The organism is Paraoerskovia sediminicola (genome assembly GCF_030296575.1).
In the GTDB taxonomy this organism is placed as follows: Bacteria; Actinomycetota; Actinomycetes; order Actinomycetales; family Cellulomonadaceae; genus Paraoerskovia; species Paraoerskovia sediminicola.
In genome coordinates this window covers 1,217,222-1,231,746 of sequence record NZ_AP027729.1, presented here as the reverse complement: position 1 = coordinate 1,231,746, position 14,525 = coordinate 1,217,222, and the positions used below count along the sequence as shown (strand labels likewise).

16 protein-coding genes are annotated in these 14,525 nt (G+C 73.0%); 8 read left to right on the top strand and 8 right to left on the bottom strand.

Features of this window, described 5'->3' with window-relative positions; translation table 11 throughout:
- Nucleotides 1–175: 175 nt before the first annotated feature.
- Nucleotides 176–1,888, top strand: a complete 1,713-nt coding sequence (locus QUE47_RS05860; protein ID WP_286218977.1) for a family 43 glycosylhydrolase — start codon at nt 176–178, stop codon at nt 1,886–1,888.
- Here QUE47_RS05860 and QUE47_RS05855 read toward each other — a convergent pair.
- Entirely contained in the window at nt 1,857–2,159 is a 303-nt protein-coding gene (locus QUE47_RS05855) for a DUF2316 family protein (RefSeq protein ID WP_286218976.1), read from the bottom strand. The genes QUE47_RS05860 and QUE47_RS05855 overlap by 32 nt on opposite strands.
- A 93-nt stretch (nt 2,160–2,252) precedes the next feature.
- Here QUE47_RS05855 and QUE47_RS05850 point away from each other — a divergent pair, with 93 nt between their 5' ends.
- On the top strand, nt 2,253–2,711 hold the full coding sequence (locus tag QUE47_RS05850; RefSeq protein ID WP_286218975.1) for a MarR family winged helix-turn-helix transcriptional regulator: 459 nt from the start codon (nt 2,253–2,255) through the stop codon (nt 2,709–2,711).
- Nucleotides 2,712–2,725: 14 nt separating this feature from the next.
- Here the strand turns inward: QUE47_RS05850 and QUE47_RS05845 are convergent, their stop codons facing one another.
- From QUE47_RS05845 to ocd, 3 genes are read right to left on the bottom strand one after another with little or no spacing between them, the layout of a single operon-like run.
- The gene (locus tag QUE47_RS05845) at nt 2,726–3,316 is read right to left on the bottom strand and encodes a DinB family protein (protein ID WP_286218974.1); all 591 of its coding nucleotides are present in this window, start codon (nt 3,314–3,316) and stop codon (nt 2,726–2,728) included.
- A 20-nt stretch (nt 3,317–3,336) separates the two neighbouring features.
- Entirely contained in the window at nt 3,337–4,341 is a 1,005-nt protein-coding gene (ctlX, locus tag QUE47_RS05840; protein ID WP_286218973.1) for a citrulline utilization hydrolase CtlX, read from the bottom strand.
- Entirely contained in the window at nt 4,338–5,366 is a 1,029-nt protein-coding gene (gene ocd / locus QUE47_RS05835; RefSeq protein WP_286218972.1) for an ornithine cyclodeaminase, read from the bottom strand. Before ocd ends, ctlX begins: the two co-directional genes overlap by 4 nt.
- 140 nt (nt 5,367–5,506) lie before the next feature.
- Here ocd and QUE47_RS05830 point away from each other — a divergent pair, with 140 nt between their 5' ends.
- Both QUE47_RS05830 and pdxH read left to right on the top strand, forming a co-directional pair.
- Nucleotides 5,507–5,938 (top strand): Lrp/AsnC family transcriptional regulator, encoded by a 432-nt coding sequence (locus QUE47_RS05830; protein WP_286218971.1) that lies wholly within the window; start codon nt 5,507–5,509, stop codon nt 5,936–5,938.
- Between the two features lie 82 nt (nt 5,939–6,020).
- Nucleotides 6,021–6,728: a pyridoxamine 5'-phosphate oxidase gene (gene pdxH / locus QUE47_RS05825; RefSeq protein WP_286218970.1), complete on the top strand. Its 708-nt coding sequence runs from the start codon at nt 6,021–6,023 to the stop codon at nt 6,726–6,728.
- Between the two features lie 34 nt (nt 6,729–6,762).
- On the opposite strand, the gene QUE47_RS05820 is transcribed toward pdxH, so the two are convergent.
- Nucleotides 6,763–7,947: an acetyl-CoA C-acyltransferase gene (locus QUE47_RS05820; protein ID WP_286218969.1), complete on the bottom strand. Its 1,185-nt coding sequence runs from the start codon at nt 7,945–7,947 to the stop codon at nt 6,763–6,765.
- Between the two features lie 173 nt (nt 7,948–8,120).
- On the opposite strand from QUE47_RS05820, the gene QUE47_RS05815 reads away from it, so the two are divergent.
- The 3 genes from QUE47_RS05815 to QUE47_RS05805 are packed head-to-tail and all read left to right on the top strand — an operon-like array spanning nt 8,121 to nt 10,281.
- Complete coding sequence (locus QUE47_RS05815; RefSeq protein WP_286218968.1) at nt 8,121–8,873, top strand: GntR family transcriptional regulator; 753 nt, start codon at nt 8,121–8,123, stop codon at nt 8,871–8,873.
- Between the two features lie 41 nt (nt 8,874–8,914).
- Complete coding sequence (locus tag QUE47_RS05810) at nt 8,915–9,634, top strand: CoA transferase subunit A (protein ID WP_286218967.1); 720 nt, start codon at nt 8,915–8,917, stop codon at nt 9,632–9,634.
- Nucleotides 9,631–10,281, top strand: coding sequence for a 3-oxoacid CoA-transferase subunit B (locus QUE47_RS05805; protein WP_286218966.1), 651 nt, complete (start codon nt 9,631–9,633; stop codon nt 10,279–10,281). The genes QUE47_RS05810 and QUE47_RS05805 overlap by 4 nt, the downstream gene beginning before the upstream one ends.
- A 40-nt stretch (nt 10,282–10,321) precedes the next feature.
- Here the strand turns inward: QUE47_RS05805 and QUE47_RS05800 are convergent, their stop codons facing one another.
- Both QUE47_RS05800 and QUE47_RS05795 read right to left on the bottom strand, forming a co-directional pair.
- On the bottom strand, nt 10,322–11,536 hold the full coding sequence (locus QUE47_RS05800) for a BaiN/RdsA family NAD(P)/FAD-dependent oxidoreductase (RefSeq protein WP_286219407.1): 1,215 nt from the start codon (nt 11,534–11,536) through the stop codon (nt 10,322–10,324).
- Complete coding sequence (locus QUE47_RS05795; protein ID WP_350227684.1) at nt 11,533–12,552, bottom strand: ArgP/LysG family DNA-binding transcriptional regulator; 1,020 nt, start codon at nt 12,550–12,552, stop codon at nt 11,533–11,535. The genes QUE47_RS05800 and QUE47_RS05795 overlap by 4 nt, the downstream gene beginning before the upstream one ends.
- Nucleotides 12,553–12,632: 80 nt before the next feature.
- Between QUE47_RS05795 and QUE47_RS05790 the strand changes: the two genes are divergently transcribed.
- Nucleotides 12,633–13,241 (top strand): LysE/ArgO family amino acid transporter, encoded by a 609-nt coding sequence (locus tag QUE47_RS05790; protein ID WP_286219406.1) that lies wholly within the window; start codon nt 12,633–12,635, stop codon nt 13,239–13,241.
- A gap of 89 nt (nt 13,242–13,330) precedes the next feature.
- Here QUE47_RS05790 and QUE47_RS05785 read toward each other — a convergent pair whose 3' ends face one another.
- Entirely contained in the window at nt 13,331–14,329 is a 999-nt protein-coding gene (locus tag QUE47_RS05785; RefSeq protein ID WP_286218965.1) for a LacI family DNA-binding transcriptional regulator, read from the bottom strand.
- Between the last annotated feature and the right edge of the window lie 196 nt (nt 14,330–14,525).

Sequence of the window (14,525 nt, the reverse complement as noted above, 5' to 3'; positions counted from 1 at the left end):
GGGGACGTCCGACACGGCGCGTGGAGAGGGGCGCCGCGGGGTCCCGGGAATTCGATTCCGTCAACCTCTTGACGGAAAAATTCGTGGCCGGTTGGCTCAGGCGAGCAGGGGATCTTCAACGACGAAGGGAACGTTCATCATGGGGTGGATCAGGACCTCCAGACGGACGACGGCCGTGACGGTCGCATCGGCCGTGCTGCTCGTCACCGGCCTGGGCTCGGCCGCATCCGCCGCGGACGCCGGCACCGTGGCTCCTGCAGCGCAGGACGTCGCGGACCCCGCGGAGAGTGACTACCCGGCGAACTGGCCGGACCTCGAGCCGTACGGCACCGCTGACGGCCGGTCGGAGCTGATGGCGCGGGAGGACAACTCGCTGATCCTCGACCTCGAGCTGCGGCCGCAGGACGAGGAGCTCGGGCGGGTCTGGATGCGCGACACGTACGTGAACCGCTTCGAGGTCGACGGCGAGTCGCTGTACGTCGCGACGGGGACCACCCGCGCCGAAGGGCTGGACAAGGCGGCGCCGTGGAACGACGGCCTGTACATCTGGACCGCGCCCGCGCTCGACGGACCGTGGACGCTCGTCGACACGACGGGCCTGCGCCCCGACGAGCCCAAGGGCAAGGTCTGGTCGCCGGAGTTCGCCGACGAGAACACCGCCGACCGTACCGTGGTGGCGGACTGGCAGACGTACACGAACCCTGACGACCCGGCGACGCGCCAGGGACAGGTGTGGGCGCCCGAGCTCCAGTACATCGACGGGAAGTGGTACCTCGTCGCTTGCATCGGCGACGCCGGGAAGATCGTCGGCTCGTTCGGGCTCGTGAGCGAGGGCGGCATCGAGGGGCCCTACCGGAACATCGCCGAGACGGTCGACAAGCCGTTCGGGGACCCGGTCCGTGCCACCGACCAGCGCCGATACCACATCGACGGCGGCATGTTCCACGAGGACGACGACACGTACCTCGTGCTGCACAACGACTACTACGCGAAGTTCACCGACGACATGGAGCACCTCGAGACCTCGACGGACCTGCCGACGTTCGACCAGCAGAAGTACCAGCCCGAGCCCTACATCGAGGGGGCGACGGTGACGAAGTACGAGGGCAAGTACTACTTGATGCACGCGATCTGGTCGAACACGACCGGCACCGCGGGCGACCCGAGCTGGTCCTACCTGGGTGGTACGGGCCCGAAGGACCAGTACGACGCGGTCGTCGCGGTCTCGGACAGCTTCGAGGGTCCGTACTCCCCGCGCTACACCGCGGGAGTCGGCGCCGGGCACAACAACATGTTCGTGGACGACGAGGGCGCTGCCTGGATGACGTTCTTCCGAAACCTCAACAAGGGCTTCTGGTCCGACCCGTCCGTCATCGAGGACTCGGCGGTCCCGGGTGTCGTGCGGCTCGAGTGGACCGGGCCCGAGGGTGACCGCCTCTACGCCCAGCGTCCGCAGGCGGACGCGCCGTTGTACGACCCGATGGCCACGTACACGGAGGGCGACCGCGTGACCTACGAGGGCCGCACGTTCGAGGCGCAGTGGTGGGTCCGGGGCCAGACGCCGGGCGCGTCGCCCTGGGGCGGTTGGTCGGAGGTCGGCTCCCCGAGCACCTGCGGCACGCAGTGGACGACGTCGGCCGTGTACGACGAGGGCGACGTGGTCGCGCACGACGGGTCGCGCTGGCGGGCGTCGTGGTGGACGCGCAACCAGGAGCCGGCGCGTCCGCGCACGGGCCGTGGGTGCAGGAAGGGGCCTGCTGACCGACTCGCAGGCCATCTCTCGGGCCCTCTCTCCGGAGATCGCCTCGGTGCCCGCGCCCTCGGGGTGCGGGCACCGAGGCGCGCCGCATGTGAGCTCAGCGGGGGAGCGGTGCCTCGTGCAGGCTGAACCACGACTTCGCGACCGTGCGCATCTCGTCGGTGAGTCGCGTGTAGGGGAACGGCGTGCGGCGGCGCATGAGGATCGTGTTCTGCATGTGGTCTCGGACGAGCCAGACGTCCGCGGGATCTGCGGATCCGTCCATCGCGAGGACGGACTCGACTGTGGTGGGCTCCATGTCCAGCTCGGTCGCGAGATCGGGGACGGTGAGGCCCGAGATCCCGAGGTTGGCGCGCAGCTCCTGGCTGGTCTGCTGCATCTCCAGGGTGTTCAGCGACATGACGACTTCTCTCTCGTGCGCCGTGGCGGTCGTCGTCGATCTCCGAACGGCAGGTGTTGATGTATCAACAACGTTACGGCTACTCTTGTGGACATGTCAACACCCGATGGTCTGGCGAGCAGCGAGACGGACATCGCGCTCTGGTTCGGCTGGAAGCGGGTGCACGAGACGGTGCGCGTCGCGGTCGTCGACGAGGTCACCGCAGCGACCGGCCTCTCGGAGCCGGACCTCACGATCCTCATGGCGCTGGCGATCTCCGGGGACGACGGGACGCTGCGACAGAGCGTCCTCGCCGTCGAGCTCGCGTGGGACCGGACGCGCGTCTCGCACCAGGTCACCCGCATGGAGCGGCGCGGGCTCGTCGAGCGGAAGCGGGTGCGCCGAGCCGCCGAGGTCACGATCACCGAGCACGGGCTGGACCAGGTGCGCACCGCCCGACCCATCCACGATGCCGCCGTGAAGCGGCACGTGCTCGACCGGCTCACCCCCGAGCAGCGCATCGTCCTGCGCGAGACGCTCGCGGTGCTCGGCGCTCCGCCGGCGGAGGCTTAGACCCCCAGGGAGCGTCAGCGCGCGTCGTCCGCCACCTGCTGCAGCCGCGCGACGTAGGCCGCCCAGTCGTCGGCGGTCATGCCCGGGATGTTCGTGTTGTCGACGCGCAGCCCGACCGCCCCGTCGATCTGCTCGCGCAGGATGTCTGCGTGGCCCGCGTGCCGGGCGATGTCGGCCGTGACGTGCACCATCACCTGCCCGAGCGTGACCTCGGAGCGCTCGGCAGGCCACCACGGGACGTGCCCGACGGCGTCCAGCGGCAGGGCGTCGATCGTCTCGTCCGCGAAGACCCACACGCGGCGGTAGAGATCCGTGAGGCTCGCGACCGACTCGTCCGGCGTCGCCCACATGTCGGCGAGCGGGTCGTCGGCGTCCTCCCAGGGGGTCTCCGCCGGGGTCGGCCACGGGCGGCCCATCGTCTCGCCGAAGTACCCGATCTCGACCGCGAGGCAGTGCTTGACGAGGCCGAGCAGGCTGGTGCCCGTCGGAGTGCGAGGCGTACGGGCCTCACGCTCGGACAGGCCCTCGAGCTTCCAGATCAGCGCCTCGCGCGGTGTCTGCAGGTACCTGCGCAGCATGGCCTTCGTCGCGGTGTCGTCGCCCATGCGTCCAGTCTGGGGGCGGCTCAGACCGACGCGAGCGAGCCCGGGGCGCCGACGTCCCCGTGCACGGCGCCGGCGCGCGCCGACCGCCGCGACCCGACCTCGCGCGGCGCCAGGTGCACGCCCGCGATCATGCAGCGCACCGATCCGCCCGCCAGCTCGATCGTGGGCACGTCCACGTCGACGATCGGGCAGCTCTTCTCGATCGTGCGCCGCTGCGTGGGGCTGAGGCTCGCTGCGGCCCGGCGAGACATGACGAGGAGGCGGCCGCGCCGTCCGCGGACCTCGATCGCGTTCCCCGCGAAGTCCCGGACCTGCTGCTCGTCCAGGGCGACCACGCGCCGTCCCGAGGCACGCAGGCGGCCCTCCACGAGGGCCCGCCGTGCCGGGTCGGTGATGAGGTCGAGCCCCACGAGGGCGACGTCCGAGGCGATGCACATGAGGACGTTCGTGTGATAGATCGCCTGACCCGCGCCGTCCGCCGCGTCGAACACCACCGGCTCGTACCCGAACTGCGAGCAGAACCGGTGCAGCGCGTCCGGGTTGGCGCGGTTGGACCGCGCCGCGTACGCGACCCGGTCGACGTGGTCGAGCACCATCGCCCCCGTGCCCTCGAGGAACGTGCCGTCCAGCTCGAGCGGGGAGTAGTCGACCACCTCCTGGACCCGGTAGGTCTCCACGAGGTGCCGGACGACGTCCGGCCGCCTCTCGGTGCGCCGGCTGGGGGAGTACATCGGGTACAGGGCGATGCGGCCGCCCGCGTGCGTCGAGAACCAGTTGTTCGGGAACACGGCGTCGGGGCGGTCGCTCGTCTCGTCCTCGAACATGTGCACGCGCACGCCGTGCGCGCGCAGCACGTCGGCGACGGCCGTCGCCTCGCGGAACGCGTCGGACGCGAGCGAGACCTCGTCGCGGGTCGGGTCGGTGCCCTGGAACGCGTTGTCCGTCGTCGTCGCGGGGTTGGGCGAGAAGCGGTGCGGGCGGATCGTGACGACGGCGGACGGTGCCTGGGCGGACTGCCCGATCACGCCATGACCCGGGCCGGGGACAGGAGCGAGAACAGGTTCTTCGGGTCCGCCGGCTCGGCGACGATCTCGAGGTCCTGGACGTAGCGCGTGCCGCGGGTCGCCGCGTACGCGAGGGAGAGCGCCGAGAAGTCCTCGATCGCGAAGCCCACGGAGTCGAACACCGTGATCTCCTCGGCCGAGGTGCGTCCCGCGGCCGCACCCGTCAGGACCGTCCACAGCTCGGTGACCGGGAAGTCCGCGGGCCGCTGCTGGATCTCGCCCTCGATGCGGGTCTGCGGCTCGTGCTCGACGAACACGCGCGCCCGGTCGAGGATCGCCCCGTCGAGCTCGGTCTTGCCGGGGCAGTCGCCGCCGATCGCGTTGATGTGGACCCCGGGACGCACCATGGCGTCGGCCAGCACGGTCGCGTTGGACTTGTCGGCGGTGCAGGTCGTGATGACGTCGGCGCCCTCGGTCGCCTCGGCGGCGCTCGCGCAGACGGTGACGTCGAAGCCGAGGGGGCGCAGGTTGGCGGCCAGCTTGTCCATGGCGGCGGGGTCGGTGTCCCAGACGCGCAGGGTCTCGATGCCGAGCGTCGAGCGGAACGCGAGCGCCTGGAACTCGGACTGCGAGCCGGTGCCGATCATCGTCATGACCTTCGCGTCGCGTCGGGCCAGCGCCTTGGCGGCCATGGCCGAGGTCGCGGCGGTGCGCAGGCCCGTGAGCAGCGTCATCTCGGAGAAGAACACGGGGTAGCCGGTCGCCACGTCGGCGAGGACGCCGAACGCGGTGACGGTCTGGAGGCCGCGGTTCGGGTTGGCCGGGTGGCCGTTGACGTACTTGAAGCCGTAGGACTGGCCGTCGCTCGTTGGCATCAGCTCGATGACGCCGATGCTGCTGTGCGACGCGACGCGCGGGGCGCGCTCGAACTCGGTCCACCGGCGGAAGTCTGCGCGCACGCGCGCCACCATGTCGGCGAGCACGTGCTCGAGACCGGTCTCGGACACCCACCGGGTCATGCCTGTCACATCGAGGAACGCCACCATCTCGGTCACCTCCGCAGTTCGCCTGGATCGTGCTGGTGGCACGAGGTTATGGCTGGGCGATATGCACGGACAATGAACACAGGGCGTCATCTCGCCCAGAACGCTGTCCACTCTGTAGGTCATCGGTGTACGTTCTGTGCATGGCGGACCTCGACGAGCTCGACCGGCGGCTGCTCGCCGCGCTGCGCATCGACGCCCGGGAGCCGGTCGCGAGCCTCGCGCGCCGGCTCGGCGTGACGCGCGCGACCGTGAACGCCCGGATGGACCGCATGGTGGCCGACGGCGTGATCGCCGGGTTCTCCGTGACCGTCCGGGAAGGGCAGGACCCGGACACGCTCCGGGCGATCTCGTTCGTCGAGGTCCGCGGCCGCGACACCGACGACGTGATCCGCAAGCTGCGGGGCGTGCCGGGCATCCGGTCGATGCACACCACCAACGGCGGCTGGGACCTCGTGATCGAGATCCGCACCGAGTCGCTCGCGAGCTTCGACCAGGTGCTCGCGTCGATCCGGCGCACCGAGGGGGTCGTCAACAGCGAGACGAGCCTGCTGCTGACGTCGGTGCTCAACTGACGTCGGTGCTCGACGGACGGGAAGCGTCCAAGCCTGCGCGGGGCGACCTGTGAGGTCCCCGGGTCGGCGCTACGGTGCATCGATGACCGCGAACGACCGCGACGCCGTCCACCGCACCGCCCGCCGCACCGACTACCTCGGTGACGGGATCGCCGAGGACGAGCTCGCCGCGACGCCGCTCGAGCAGGTGCAGCGGTGGCTCGACGCCGCCGAGACCCGCCAGGCCGAGCGCGGCGACGTCCCGGAGCCGACAGCGATGTCGGTCGCGACCGTCGACCGCACCGGCATGCCGAACGTCCGCACCGTCCTCATGCGGTTCCTCGACGGCCGCGGCCCCGGGTTCGTCACGGGTCTGACCTCGGCCAAGGCCGCCGAGATCGAGACCACGGGCACGATCGCGGCGTCCCTGACCTGGCCGTCCCTCTACCGGGCGGTGCGGTTCCGCGGCCACGCCGTCCCGCTCGACCGTGACGAGGTCGTCGACTACTTCGTGTCGCGGCCGTGGGGCTCGCGGATCAGCGCCTGGGCGTCCGACCAGTCGCGCGGCGTCGCCAGCCGCGCCGCGCTCGAGGCCGCGTACGCGCGGTTCGCCGAGCGCTACCCTGACACCGGGTCGCCGGACGACGTCCCCGTCCCCGACGACTGGGGCGGCTGGCGGGTCGCATGCCGCGAGGTCGAGCTCTGGGCCGGACGCCGCAACCGCCTCCACGACCGGCTCGTCTACGCGCGGGTCACCTCGGGCGGCCTCGACGAGGCGCGAGCGTGGGCGGTGCACCGGCGCCAGCCGTGACCGCGCTGCGGCGCGTGTTCGAGTGGGCGCGGCGTCAGCGTTCGAGGAGGAGGGCTTCGCCTTGGCCGCCTCCGCCGCAGAGGCCTAGTGCGGCTCGGCCGTGGCCGCGGCGGGTGAGCTCGTGGGCGGCGTGGACGGCGAGGCGGGCTCCGGAGGCGCCGATGGGGTGGCCGAGGGCGATGCCGCCGCCGTCGACGTTGACCGTGTCGGGGTCGGCGCCCAGGACGGTGGTCGAGCGGGCGACGACGATGCCGAACGCCTCGTTGATCTCGACGAGGTCGAGGTCGTCGACGCTCCATCCTTGCCGGTCGAGGGCCTGCTGGATGGCGTGGGCGGGCTGGGAGTGCAGCGACGTGTCGGGGCCGGCGACCTGCCCGTAGGCGCGCACCGTGGCCAGGACGGGTACCCCGGCGGCGTCGGCGTGGGCGCGGGTGGTGAGCACGAGCATGGCGGCGCCGTCGGAGATGGGGGAGGCGTTGCCGGCCGTGATCGTCCCGTCGGGGTGGAACGCGGGCCGCAGCCGGCCGAGGGCCTCGGTCGTGGCGTCGGGTCGCACGCCCTCGTCGTGGCGCACCACGGCTGGCTCGCCGCGCCGCTGCGGCACCTCGACGGGAGCGATCTCGGCGTCGAGGCGTCCCGCCTCGGCGGCGGCTGCGGCGCGCTGGTGGGAGCGGGCGGCGACGGCGTCCTGCTCGGCGCGCGAGACGGCGACGTCGGCGGTGTTGTAGCGCTCGGTGGACAGTCCCATGGACTCGCGGTCGAACGCGTCCGTGAGGCCGTCGTGGGCGGTCGCGTCCAGGAGGGTGATGTCGCCGAACGTGTGGCCGGCGCGGGACCCGGGCATCAGGTGGGGTGCGGCGGTCATGGACTCCTGGCCGCCGACGAGGATCGCGGTGGCGTCCCCGCAGCGCAGCGCCTTGGCGCCGTCGATGACCGCCGTCAGCCCGGACAGGCAGACCTTGTTGATGGTCATGGCGGGCGCGTGCGGCCCGACGCCGGCGGCGACCGCGGTCTGGCGGGCGGGGTTCTGCCCGGCCCCGGCCTGCAGGACCTGACCGATGATCACCTGGTCGATGTCGTCGGCGAGCGGGCCCGCGCCGCGCAGGGCCTCGCGGGCCGCGACCGCGCCGAGCTCGACCGCGCTCAGCGAGGCCAGCGCCCCACGCAACCGCCCCTGAGGGGTGCGGGCCGCGGACACGATCACGACGTCGTCCGACACGTCGGTGGATGCGCCGCCCGAGATGCTCGCGCCGGGGTGGGGGAGGCAGGTGTCGTACGCATCGGGACCTCCTTGGGCCGGTCGGTGTGACCCACGTTACACTTTTCTGTAGACAGTTACGTATCGCGGGTAGCTGCTCGAGCCACCCGCCGTCGCCGCCTCGAGGAGGATCCATGGCTCTCGCGTCGGTGGCCACGTCCCCGAGCCCCACCAGGTCGAGCCCTGGCTCCCCGACCGACGACGCCGTCGCGGCGGCGTACTCCGCGCTGCGCGAGGAGATCCTCTCGGGGCACCTGCGGCCCGGAGCGGTGCTGTCGCAGGTGCAGGTCGCGCAGCGGATCGGCATCAGCCGCACCCCGTTGCGCGAGGCGCTGCGGCGCCTGGTGAGCGAGGGGCTCGTCGTCGGCGACTTCAACCGGCGCATGCGCGTCTCCGAGCTCAGCCTCGACGACCTCGACCAGATCTACGCGATGCGTATCGCGCTCGAACCGGTCGCGGTGCGCGCCGCAGTCCCCGCGCTGACCCCGCCGCGGCGGCAGCACCTGGTCGACGAGGTCGCCCGCATGCAGGACGCGATCGACGCCGACGACCTGGAGACGTTCCGGCAGCACCACCGCGCGTTCCACCTCGGCGTCCACGCCGGGGCCGGCGAGCGCATCGAGGGCACGCTCGCCGACCTCTGGGACCACTCCGAGCGGTACCGGCGCAGCTACCTGCACGTCGACCAGGCCACCGGGCACGGAGCGTCGCCCGAGCGGCTGAAGATCTCCCAGCAGGAGCACCGGGAGATCCTCGCGACCGCGGTCGCGGGCGACGTCGAGGGCTGCGTCGCCGCCTCGACCGCCCACCTCCAGAGGACGCTCGAGTCCGTCGTCGAGGAGTCGACCCTGGTGCCCCGCCCGCGGGTCACCGCGGCCGCACGGTGAACGGACGACACCGACGTCGTCCCCGACCGAGAGGAGCTCAGATGAGCAAGCTGTACCCGACCGCGGCGGACGCCGTCGCGGGAGCCCTGCAGGACGGCGCCACCCTCGCCGTCGGCGGCTTCGGCCTGTGCGGCATCCCGGCCGACCTGATCGACGCGGTCCGTGACGGCGGGGCCCGCGGCCTGACGGTCGTCTCCAACAACATGGGCGTGGACGGCAAGGGGCTCGGCGTCCTCCTCGAGAGCGGCCAGGTCGCCAAGGTCCTGTCGTCGTACGTCGGCGAGAACAAGCGCTTCGCGGCGCAGTACCTCGACGGCTCGCTCGAGGTCGAGTTCGTGCCGCAGGGCACCCTCGCCGAGCGCCTGCGGGCCGGTGGCGCCGGGATCCCCGCGTTCTACACGCGCACCGGGGTCGGCACCGTCGTCGCTGAGGGCAAGCCGCACGCCGAGTTCGACGGCGTGACGTACGTCCAGGAGCGAGCGATCGTCGCCGACGTATCCCTCGTGCACGCGCGGCGCGGCGACCTCGACGGGAACCTCGTCTATCGGCTCACCGCCCGCAACTTCAACCCGGTCGTCGCGACCGCCGGGCGGCTGACCGTCGCCGAGTGCGAGGAGGTCGTGGAGATCGGTGACATCGACCCGGACTCCGTCATGACGCCCGGCATCTACGTGCACCGCGTCGTGAGCTGGTCGGGGCGCGAGAAGGACATCGAGCAGCGGACGGTGCGACCGGCGACCGTGGCGGGAGGAGCGGCATGACCTGGACCAGGGACGACCTCGCGGCCCGGGCCGCCCAGGAGGTGCACGACGGGGACTACGTGAACCTCGGCATCGGCATCCCGACGCTCGTCGCCAACCACGTCCCTGCCGGTGTGCGCGTCACCCTGCAGAGCGAGAACGGGCTGCTCGGCATGGGGGCGTTCCCGGTGGAGGGCGAGGAGGACGCCGACCTCATCAACGCCGGCAAGCAGACCGTCACGATGAACCCCGGCGCCAGCATCTTCGACTCGTCGGAGTCGTTCGCGATGATCCGCGGCGGGCACGTCGCCGTCGCCTTCCTCGGTGCGATGCAGGTCTCCGCGCGCGGCGACCTCGCCAACTGGGCGGTGCCCGGAGCCCTGGTCAAGGGGATGGGCGGCGCGATGGACCTCGTCGTCGGGGCGCGGCGGGTCGTCGTGCTCATGGACCACAGCGCGCGGGACGGCTCGGCGAAGATCGTGCCCGAGTGCACGCTGCCGCTCACCGGGCTCGGCGTTGTGCGGCGCATCATCACGACGCTCGCCGACTTCGACGTGACACCCGAGGGGCCCGTGCTGACGGCGACAGCGCCTGAGGTCGACGTCGCGACGGTGCGCGAGCGCACGGCGGCGGAGTTCGTCGTCGCCCCGGGTCTCGTCGCGGGGTAGCCCGGGCAGCGGCGGTGCGGCCGGCGCCGACGCGGGCCGGCTACCGGGCGCGGTCGAGCCAGGCCTGAGCCCCGCGGGCCGCGACGACGCCGGTGCTGAACGACGCCTGCAGCAGGTAGCCGCCGGTGGGCGCCTCCCAGTCGAGCATCTCGCCCGCGATGAAGGTGCCGGGCAGCCGGCGCAGCATGAGCGCGTCGTCGACCTCCGACCACGCGATGCCGCCTGCGGTGGAGATCGCCCGGTCGATCGGCATCGTGTCGTCGACCTGGACGGGCGCCGCCTTGATGAGACGAGCCATCGGCGCCGGGTCGCCCGGCAGGGGGCCTGCCTCGCGCAGCAGCCCGGTCGCGACGGGGTCGAGACCGACCGAGCGGCGCAGCCAGCTGGAGGCCGAGTCCTTCGGGCGGCGGCGCCGGAGCCTCTCGGCGAGCTGGTCGACGGTCAGGTCGGGGCGGAGGTCGACGTCGACGACGCACCGCCCGCCCGCGAGCGCGTCGTGGACCGCCGCACCGATCGCGTACACCGGGCCGCCCTCGATGCCCGCGCGCGTCACCATCGCGTCGCCGCGCGCGGGCGCGGTCGCTGCGCCGCGGACCGTCAGCGCGACGTTCTTCAGCGGCGCCCCGGCGAAGCGTTCCGCGAAGACCTCGCTCCAGGCGACGCGGAGACCGACGTTCGCGGCTCGCAGCGGTGCCACCGAGATGCCGCGCCCGACGAACGGGGCGACCCAGCCGCCGTCCGACCCCAGGTGCGGCCACGAGGCGCCGCCGAGCGCGAAGACCACGGCGTCGGATGCGACGGTGCTCACCGCCGCGTCGGCGCCGACGAGGCGGAGCCCGCCGCCCTCGGCCCAGCCCGTCCAGCGGTGCCGCCGCTCGAGCCGCACCCCGAGGTCGCCCAGGCGTGCCAACCATGCCCGGACCAGCGGGGTCGCGCGGAACGACTGCGGGAACACGCGTCCGCTGGTCCCGACGAACGTCGGCTCGCCCAGGTCGCGGCACCAGTCCTGCAGGTCCACGGGGCCGAACGCGTCGAGCATCGGTGCCAGCGCGTCGGCGGAGCGGCCGTACCGCGTCAGGAACGTCTCGCGGTCCTCGCTGTGCGTGATGTTCATGCCGCCGTGGCCGGCGAGCAGGAACTTGCGGGGTACCGACGGCATCCGGTCGTAGAGGGTGACGGACACGCCCTGGCGGGCGAGCACCTCGGCCGCGACCAGGCCGGAGGGGCCGCCGCCCACCACGGTCGCCGTGCTCATCGGGAGCGTCCCGGGACTGCGGCGTGCGACCTCGGCATCGGGCGAACGTAGCAGGCGGGGGCGCGGTGGCACGTCACAGCCGGCCCCGTGACCCCGGGGGAGGAGCGCGCCGCGAGCCCCGGCGCGCACCGCCTGAGCTGCGGCGTCGAGGGTCGGGGTGCGCAGCGACCACTGCTGCCAGAACAGCGGGACGTCGGCCTCCCCTGGGTGGGGCCCTCGTCGATCGGGACGACTCGGCCGGCGGCGACGTCGTCGGTCACCTGGAGGTCGGGCAGCATGCCCCACCCGTAGCCGAGCCGGACGGCGGTGACGAACTCCGCGGACGCCGGGACGAGGTGACGGGGCGGGTCGTGCGGGTCGACGCCGTGCGTCGTGAGGTAGCGGTCCTGCAGCCGGTCGTCGGCGTCGAACACGACGACCGGTGCGGCGGACAGCGCGTCGGCGCGCGGCCCGCCGCTCGAGAACCAGCGGTCACGGAAGCCGGGCGACGCCATCGGCCGGTAGCGCATGACCCCGAGCGGCTCGACGGTGCACCCCTGGACGGACCTCGCCTGCGACGTGATCGCCGCCATGACCTCGCCGTCGCGGAGCAGCTCGGCCGACCGGTCCTGGTCCTCGCGGGAGATCCGGACCGAGGCGGTGGCGGCGAGCGCGGCGAGCGCCGGCAGCACCCAGGTCGCGAGCGAGTCCCCGTTGACGGCGATGCGCACGGTCGGCAGGCCCGCAGCGCCCAGCCCGCGCGACGCGTCCGAGGTGAGCGCGTCGATCTGCCGGGCCAGCAGCACGAGGGCCTCGCCCGCCGCCGTCGGGCGGACGGGTCGCTCCCGTCGCAGCAGCACGGCGCCCGTGGCGTGCTCGAGCGCCTTGATCCGCTGGCTCACCGCCGAGGGCGTCACGTGCAGCGCCCGAGCGGCCGCGTCGAGGGTGCCGAGGTCGGCGGCGGCGGCAAGTGCTCGGAGCTGAGCGAGGTCCCAGTCGCGGACTGGGCCGGGGTGTGGGGCGGCGGCGTCTGACATGAAGCCACGCTAATGCAACCTAAGAAACTGTCGCTGGTCTTATGGCTGTGCACGACCTTAGGTTCGTCGGCGTGGAGAACATGACGACCGCGCTGGCGGGCATGGGTTTCGGGCTGGCGCTGATCGTTGCGATCGGCGCGCAGAACGCGTACGTCCTGCGGCAGGGCCTGCGCGGCGAGCACGTCGGGGCTGTGGTCGCGATCTGCATCGCGTCGGACGCCGTCCTCATCACCGTGGGCGCCGCCGGCCTGGGTGGTCTGATCGCCGCGCACCAGGGCGTGCTCACAATCGTTACCGTGCTCGGCGCGGCGGTGCTCGTGGCCTACGCGGTGCTCTCCGCGCGCCGGGCCCTGCGACCCGGGGCTCTCGTCACCTCGACGGAGGGCGCTCGGGTGTCGCTCGGGGCCGTCGCGGGCACCACCCTCGCGCTGACGTGGCTCAACCCGCACGTCTACCTCGACACGGTGGTGCTCCTCGGGTCGGTCTCCGCCGCGCAAGGGGACGGGCGGTGGTGGTTCGCGGTCGGGGCGGTGCTCGGCAGCACGGTCTGGTTCTGCGTCCTCGGGTTCGGCGCCGCCGCGCTGCGACCCGTGTTCGCGAAGCCGATGGCTTGGCGCGTGCTCGATGGCGTCATCGCCGCGATCATGCTGGCGCTCGCGGTGAAGCTGCTGCTCGGGCTTGCCGGGTGACCGGCTGTCGAGTGGCGTGGCTGACCCGTCGACCGGATGGCGCGGGGGACCGGGAGGCTCGGCCGGGTGGGACCGTCAGGGCGTGATGGTCAGGGTGTGCTCGTCGACGCGAGCGAGCCTCGGCGCTCGAGCCTGGTCGGGACGAGCACGGTGCGCGGCGGCACGTCGGCGAGCTCCGTCTCGGCATCGTCTGCGGGCACCCCGAGTCGGTCCAGCAGGCATCGCGCCGCCTGCCGCCCCATCGCTGCCGCGTCGTAGGCGACCACGCTGATCCCGAGGGCGTCGGCGAGCTCGAAGTCGTCGAAGCCGACGACGGCGACCGTCGAGAGGTCCGTCCCTAGAGCGCGGACGACCGAGGCGCTCGCGCGGTTGTCGCCGGTGAGGACGGCGGTCGGGCGGTCCTGGCCTGCCAGGAGGTCGCGTGCTGCCGCATCGAGCCCGTCGTCGTAGGGCCCGAGCAGGTCGTGCCCGGGCTGCGCCGCGAGACCGGCGTCGGCGAGCGCGGAGCGGAACCCGTCGCGCCGGTGCTGCTGCGTGGATCGCGTGCCCGACGTGCCGAGGAACGCGATGTCGCGGTGGCCGGCGTCGATCAGCGCCGTCGTCGCCTCGTGCGCGCCGCGCGCGTCCTCCAGCACGACGGAGTCGGCGACGAGGCCGTGCGCGGGGCGGTCGACGGTCACGACCGGGGTGCCGAGGCGCTGCTCCGCCTCGAGGTACGACTGGTCGGGGGCCGTGGGGACGAGCAGGAGTCCGCGCACGCGCTCGGCGAGCAGCGCGCCGACGACCGTCCGCTCGGCCGCCGGGTCGTCCTCGGTGGCGGCGAGGAGCATCGTCATCCCGTGCCGCGCCAGCTCGCGCTCGACCCCGGCCGCGACGGCCGCGTAGAACGGGTTGGAGAGGTCCCCGACGACGAACCCGATCGTGGTCGTGACCCCGCCCGTGCGCAGCGACCGGGCCAGCCGGTTGGGGCGGAACTGCAGCGCCAGCGCAGCCTCGAGCACCGAGTCCCGGGTCGCCGGGGCGACGTTCGACTCGCCCGACACGACCCGCGAGACGGTCTTGGCGCTGACGCCCGCAGCGCGTGCCACGTCCGTCAGCGTCGCCCGCGGTCCGCGCCTGGCAGGGGACGCGCTGCGCTCGGTCGCACGCGGTGCGTCCGTGTCGGTCGCGTCGTTCGGGCCGGTCGCGCCCGGGTCGGCAGTGCCCGGGGAGGGGCGGACGACGTCTCGTGGCCGGGCATGCAGGAGAGCCTAGCGCTGACACGACTGGTGATGTCAACGTTGA

Coding starts and splice junctions, on each gene's coding strand:
- QUE47_RS05795 (WP_350227684.1), bottom strand. CDS start 12,552: ATGTCAGACGCCGCCGCCCCACACCCCGGCCCAGTCCGCGACTGGGAC.
- QUE47_RS05790 (WP_286219406.1), top strand. CDS start 12,633: ATGACGACCGCGCTGGCGGGCATGGGTTTCGGGCTGGCGCTGATCGTT.
- QUE47_RS05830 (WP_286218971.1), top strand. CDS start 5,507: ATGGCGGACCTCGACGAGCTCGACCGGCGGCTGCTCGCCGCGCTGCGC.
- ocd (WP_286218972.1), bottom strand. CDS start 5,366: ATGGTGGCGTTCCTCGATGTGACAGGCATGACCCGGTGGGTGTCCGAG.
- QUE47_RS05815 (WP_286218968.1), top strand. CDS start 8,121: ATGGCTCTCGCGTCGGTGGCCACGTCCCCGAGCCCCACCAGGTCGAGC.
- pdxH (WP_286218970.1), top strand. CDS start 6,021: ATGACCGCGAACGACCGCGACGCCGTCCACCGCACCGCCCGCCGCACC.
- QUE47_RS05845 (WP_286218974.1), bottom strand. CDS start 3,316: ATGGGCGACGACACCGCGACGAAGGCCATGCTGCGCAGGTACCTGCAG.
- QUE47_RS05800 (WP_286219407.1), bottom strand. CDS start 11,536: ATGAGCACGGCGACCGTGGTGGGCGGCGGCCCCTCCGGCCTGGTCGCG.
- QUE47_RS05810 (WP_286218967.1), top strand. CDS start 8,915: ATGAGCAAGCTGTACCCGACCGCGGCGGACGCCGTCGCGGGAGCCCTG.
- QUE47_RS05855 (WP_286218976.1), bottom strand. CDS start 2,159: ATGTCGCTGAACACCCTGGAGATGCAGCAGACCAGCCAGGAGCTGCGC.
- QUE47_RS05805 (WP_286218966.1), top strand. CDS start 9,631: ATGACCTGGACCAGGGACGACCTCGCGGCCCGGGCCGCCCAGGAGGTG.
- QUE47_RS05850 (WP_286218975.1), top strand. CDS start 2,253: ATGTCAACACCCGATGGTCTGGCGAGCAGCGAGACGGACATCGCGCTC.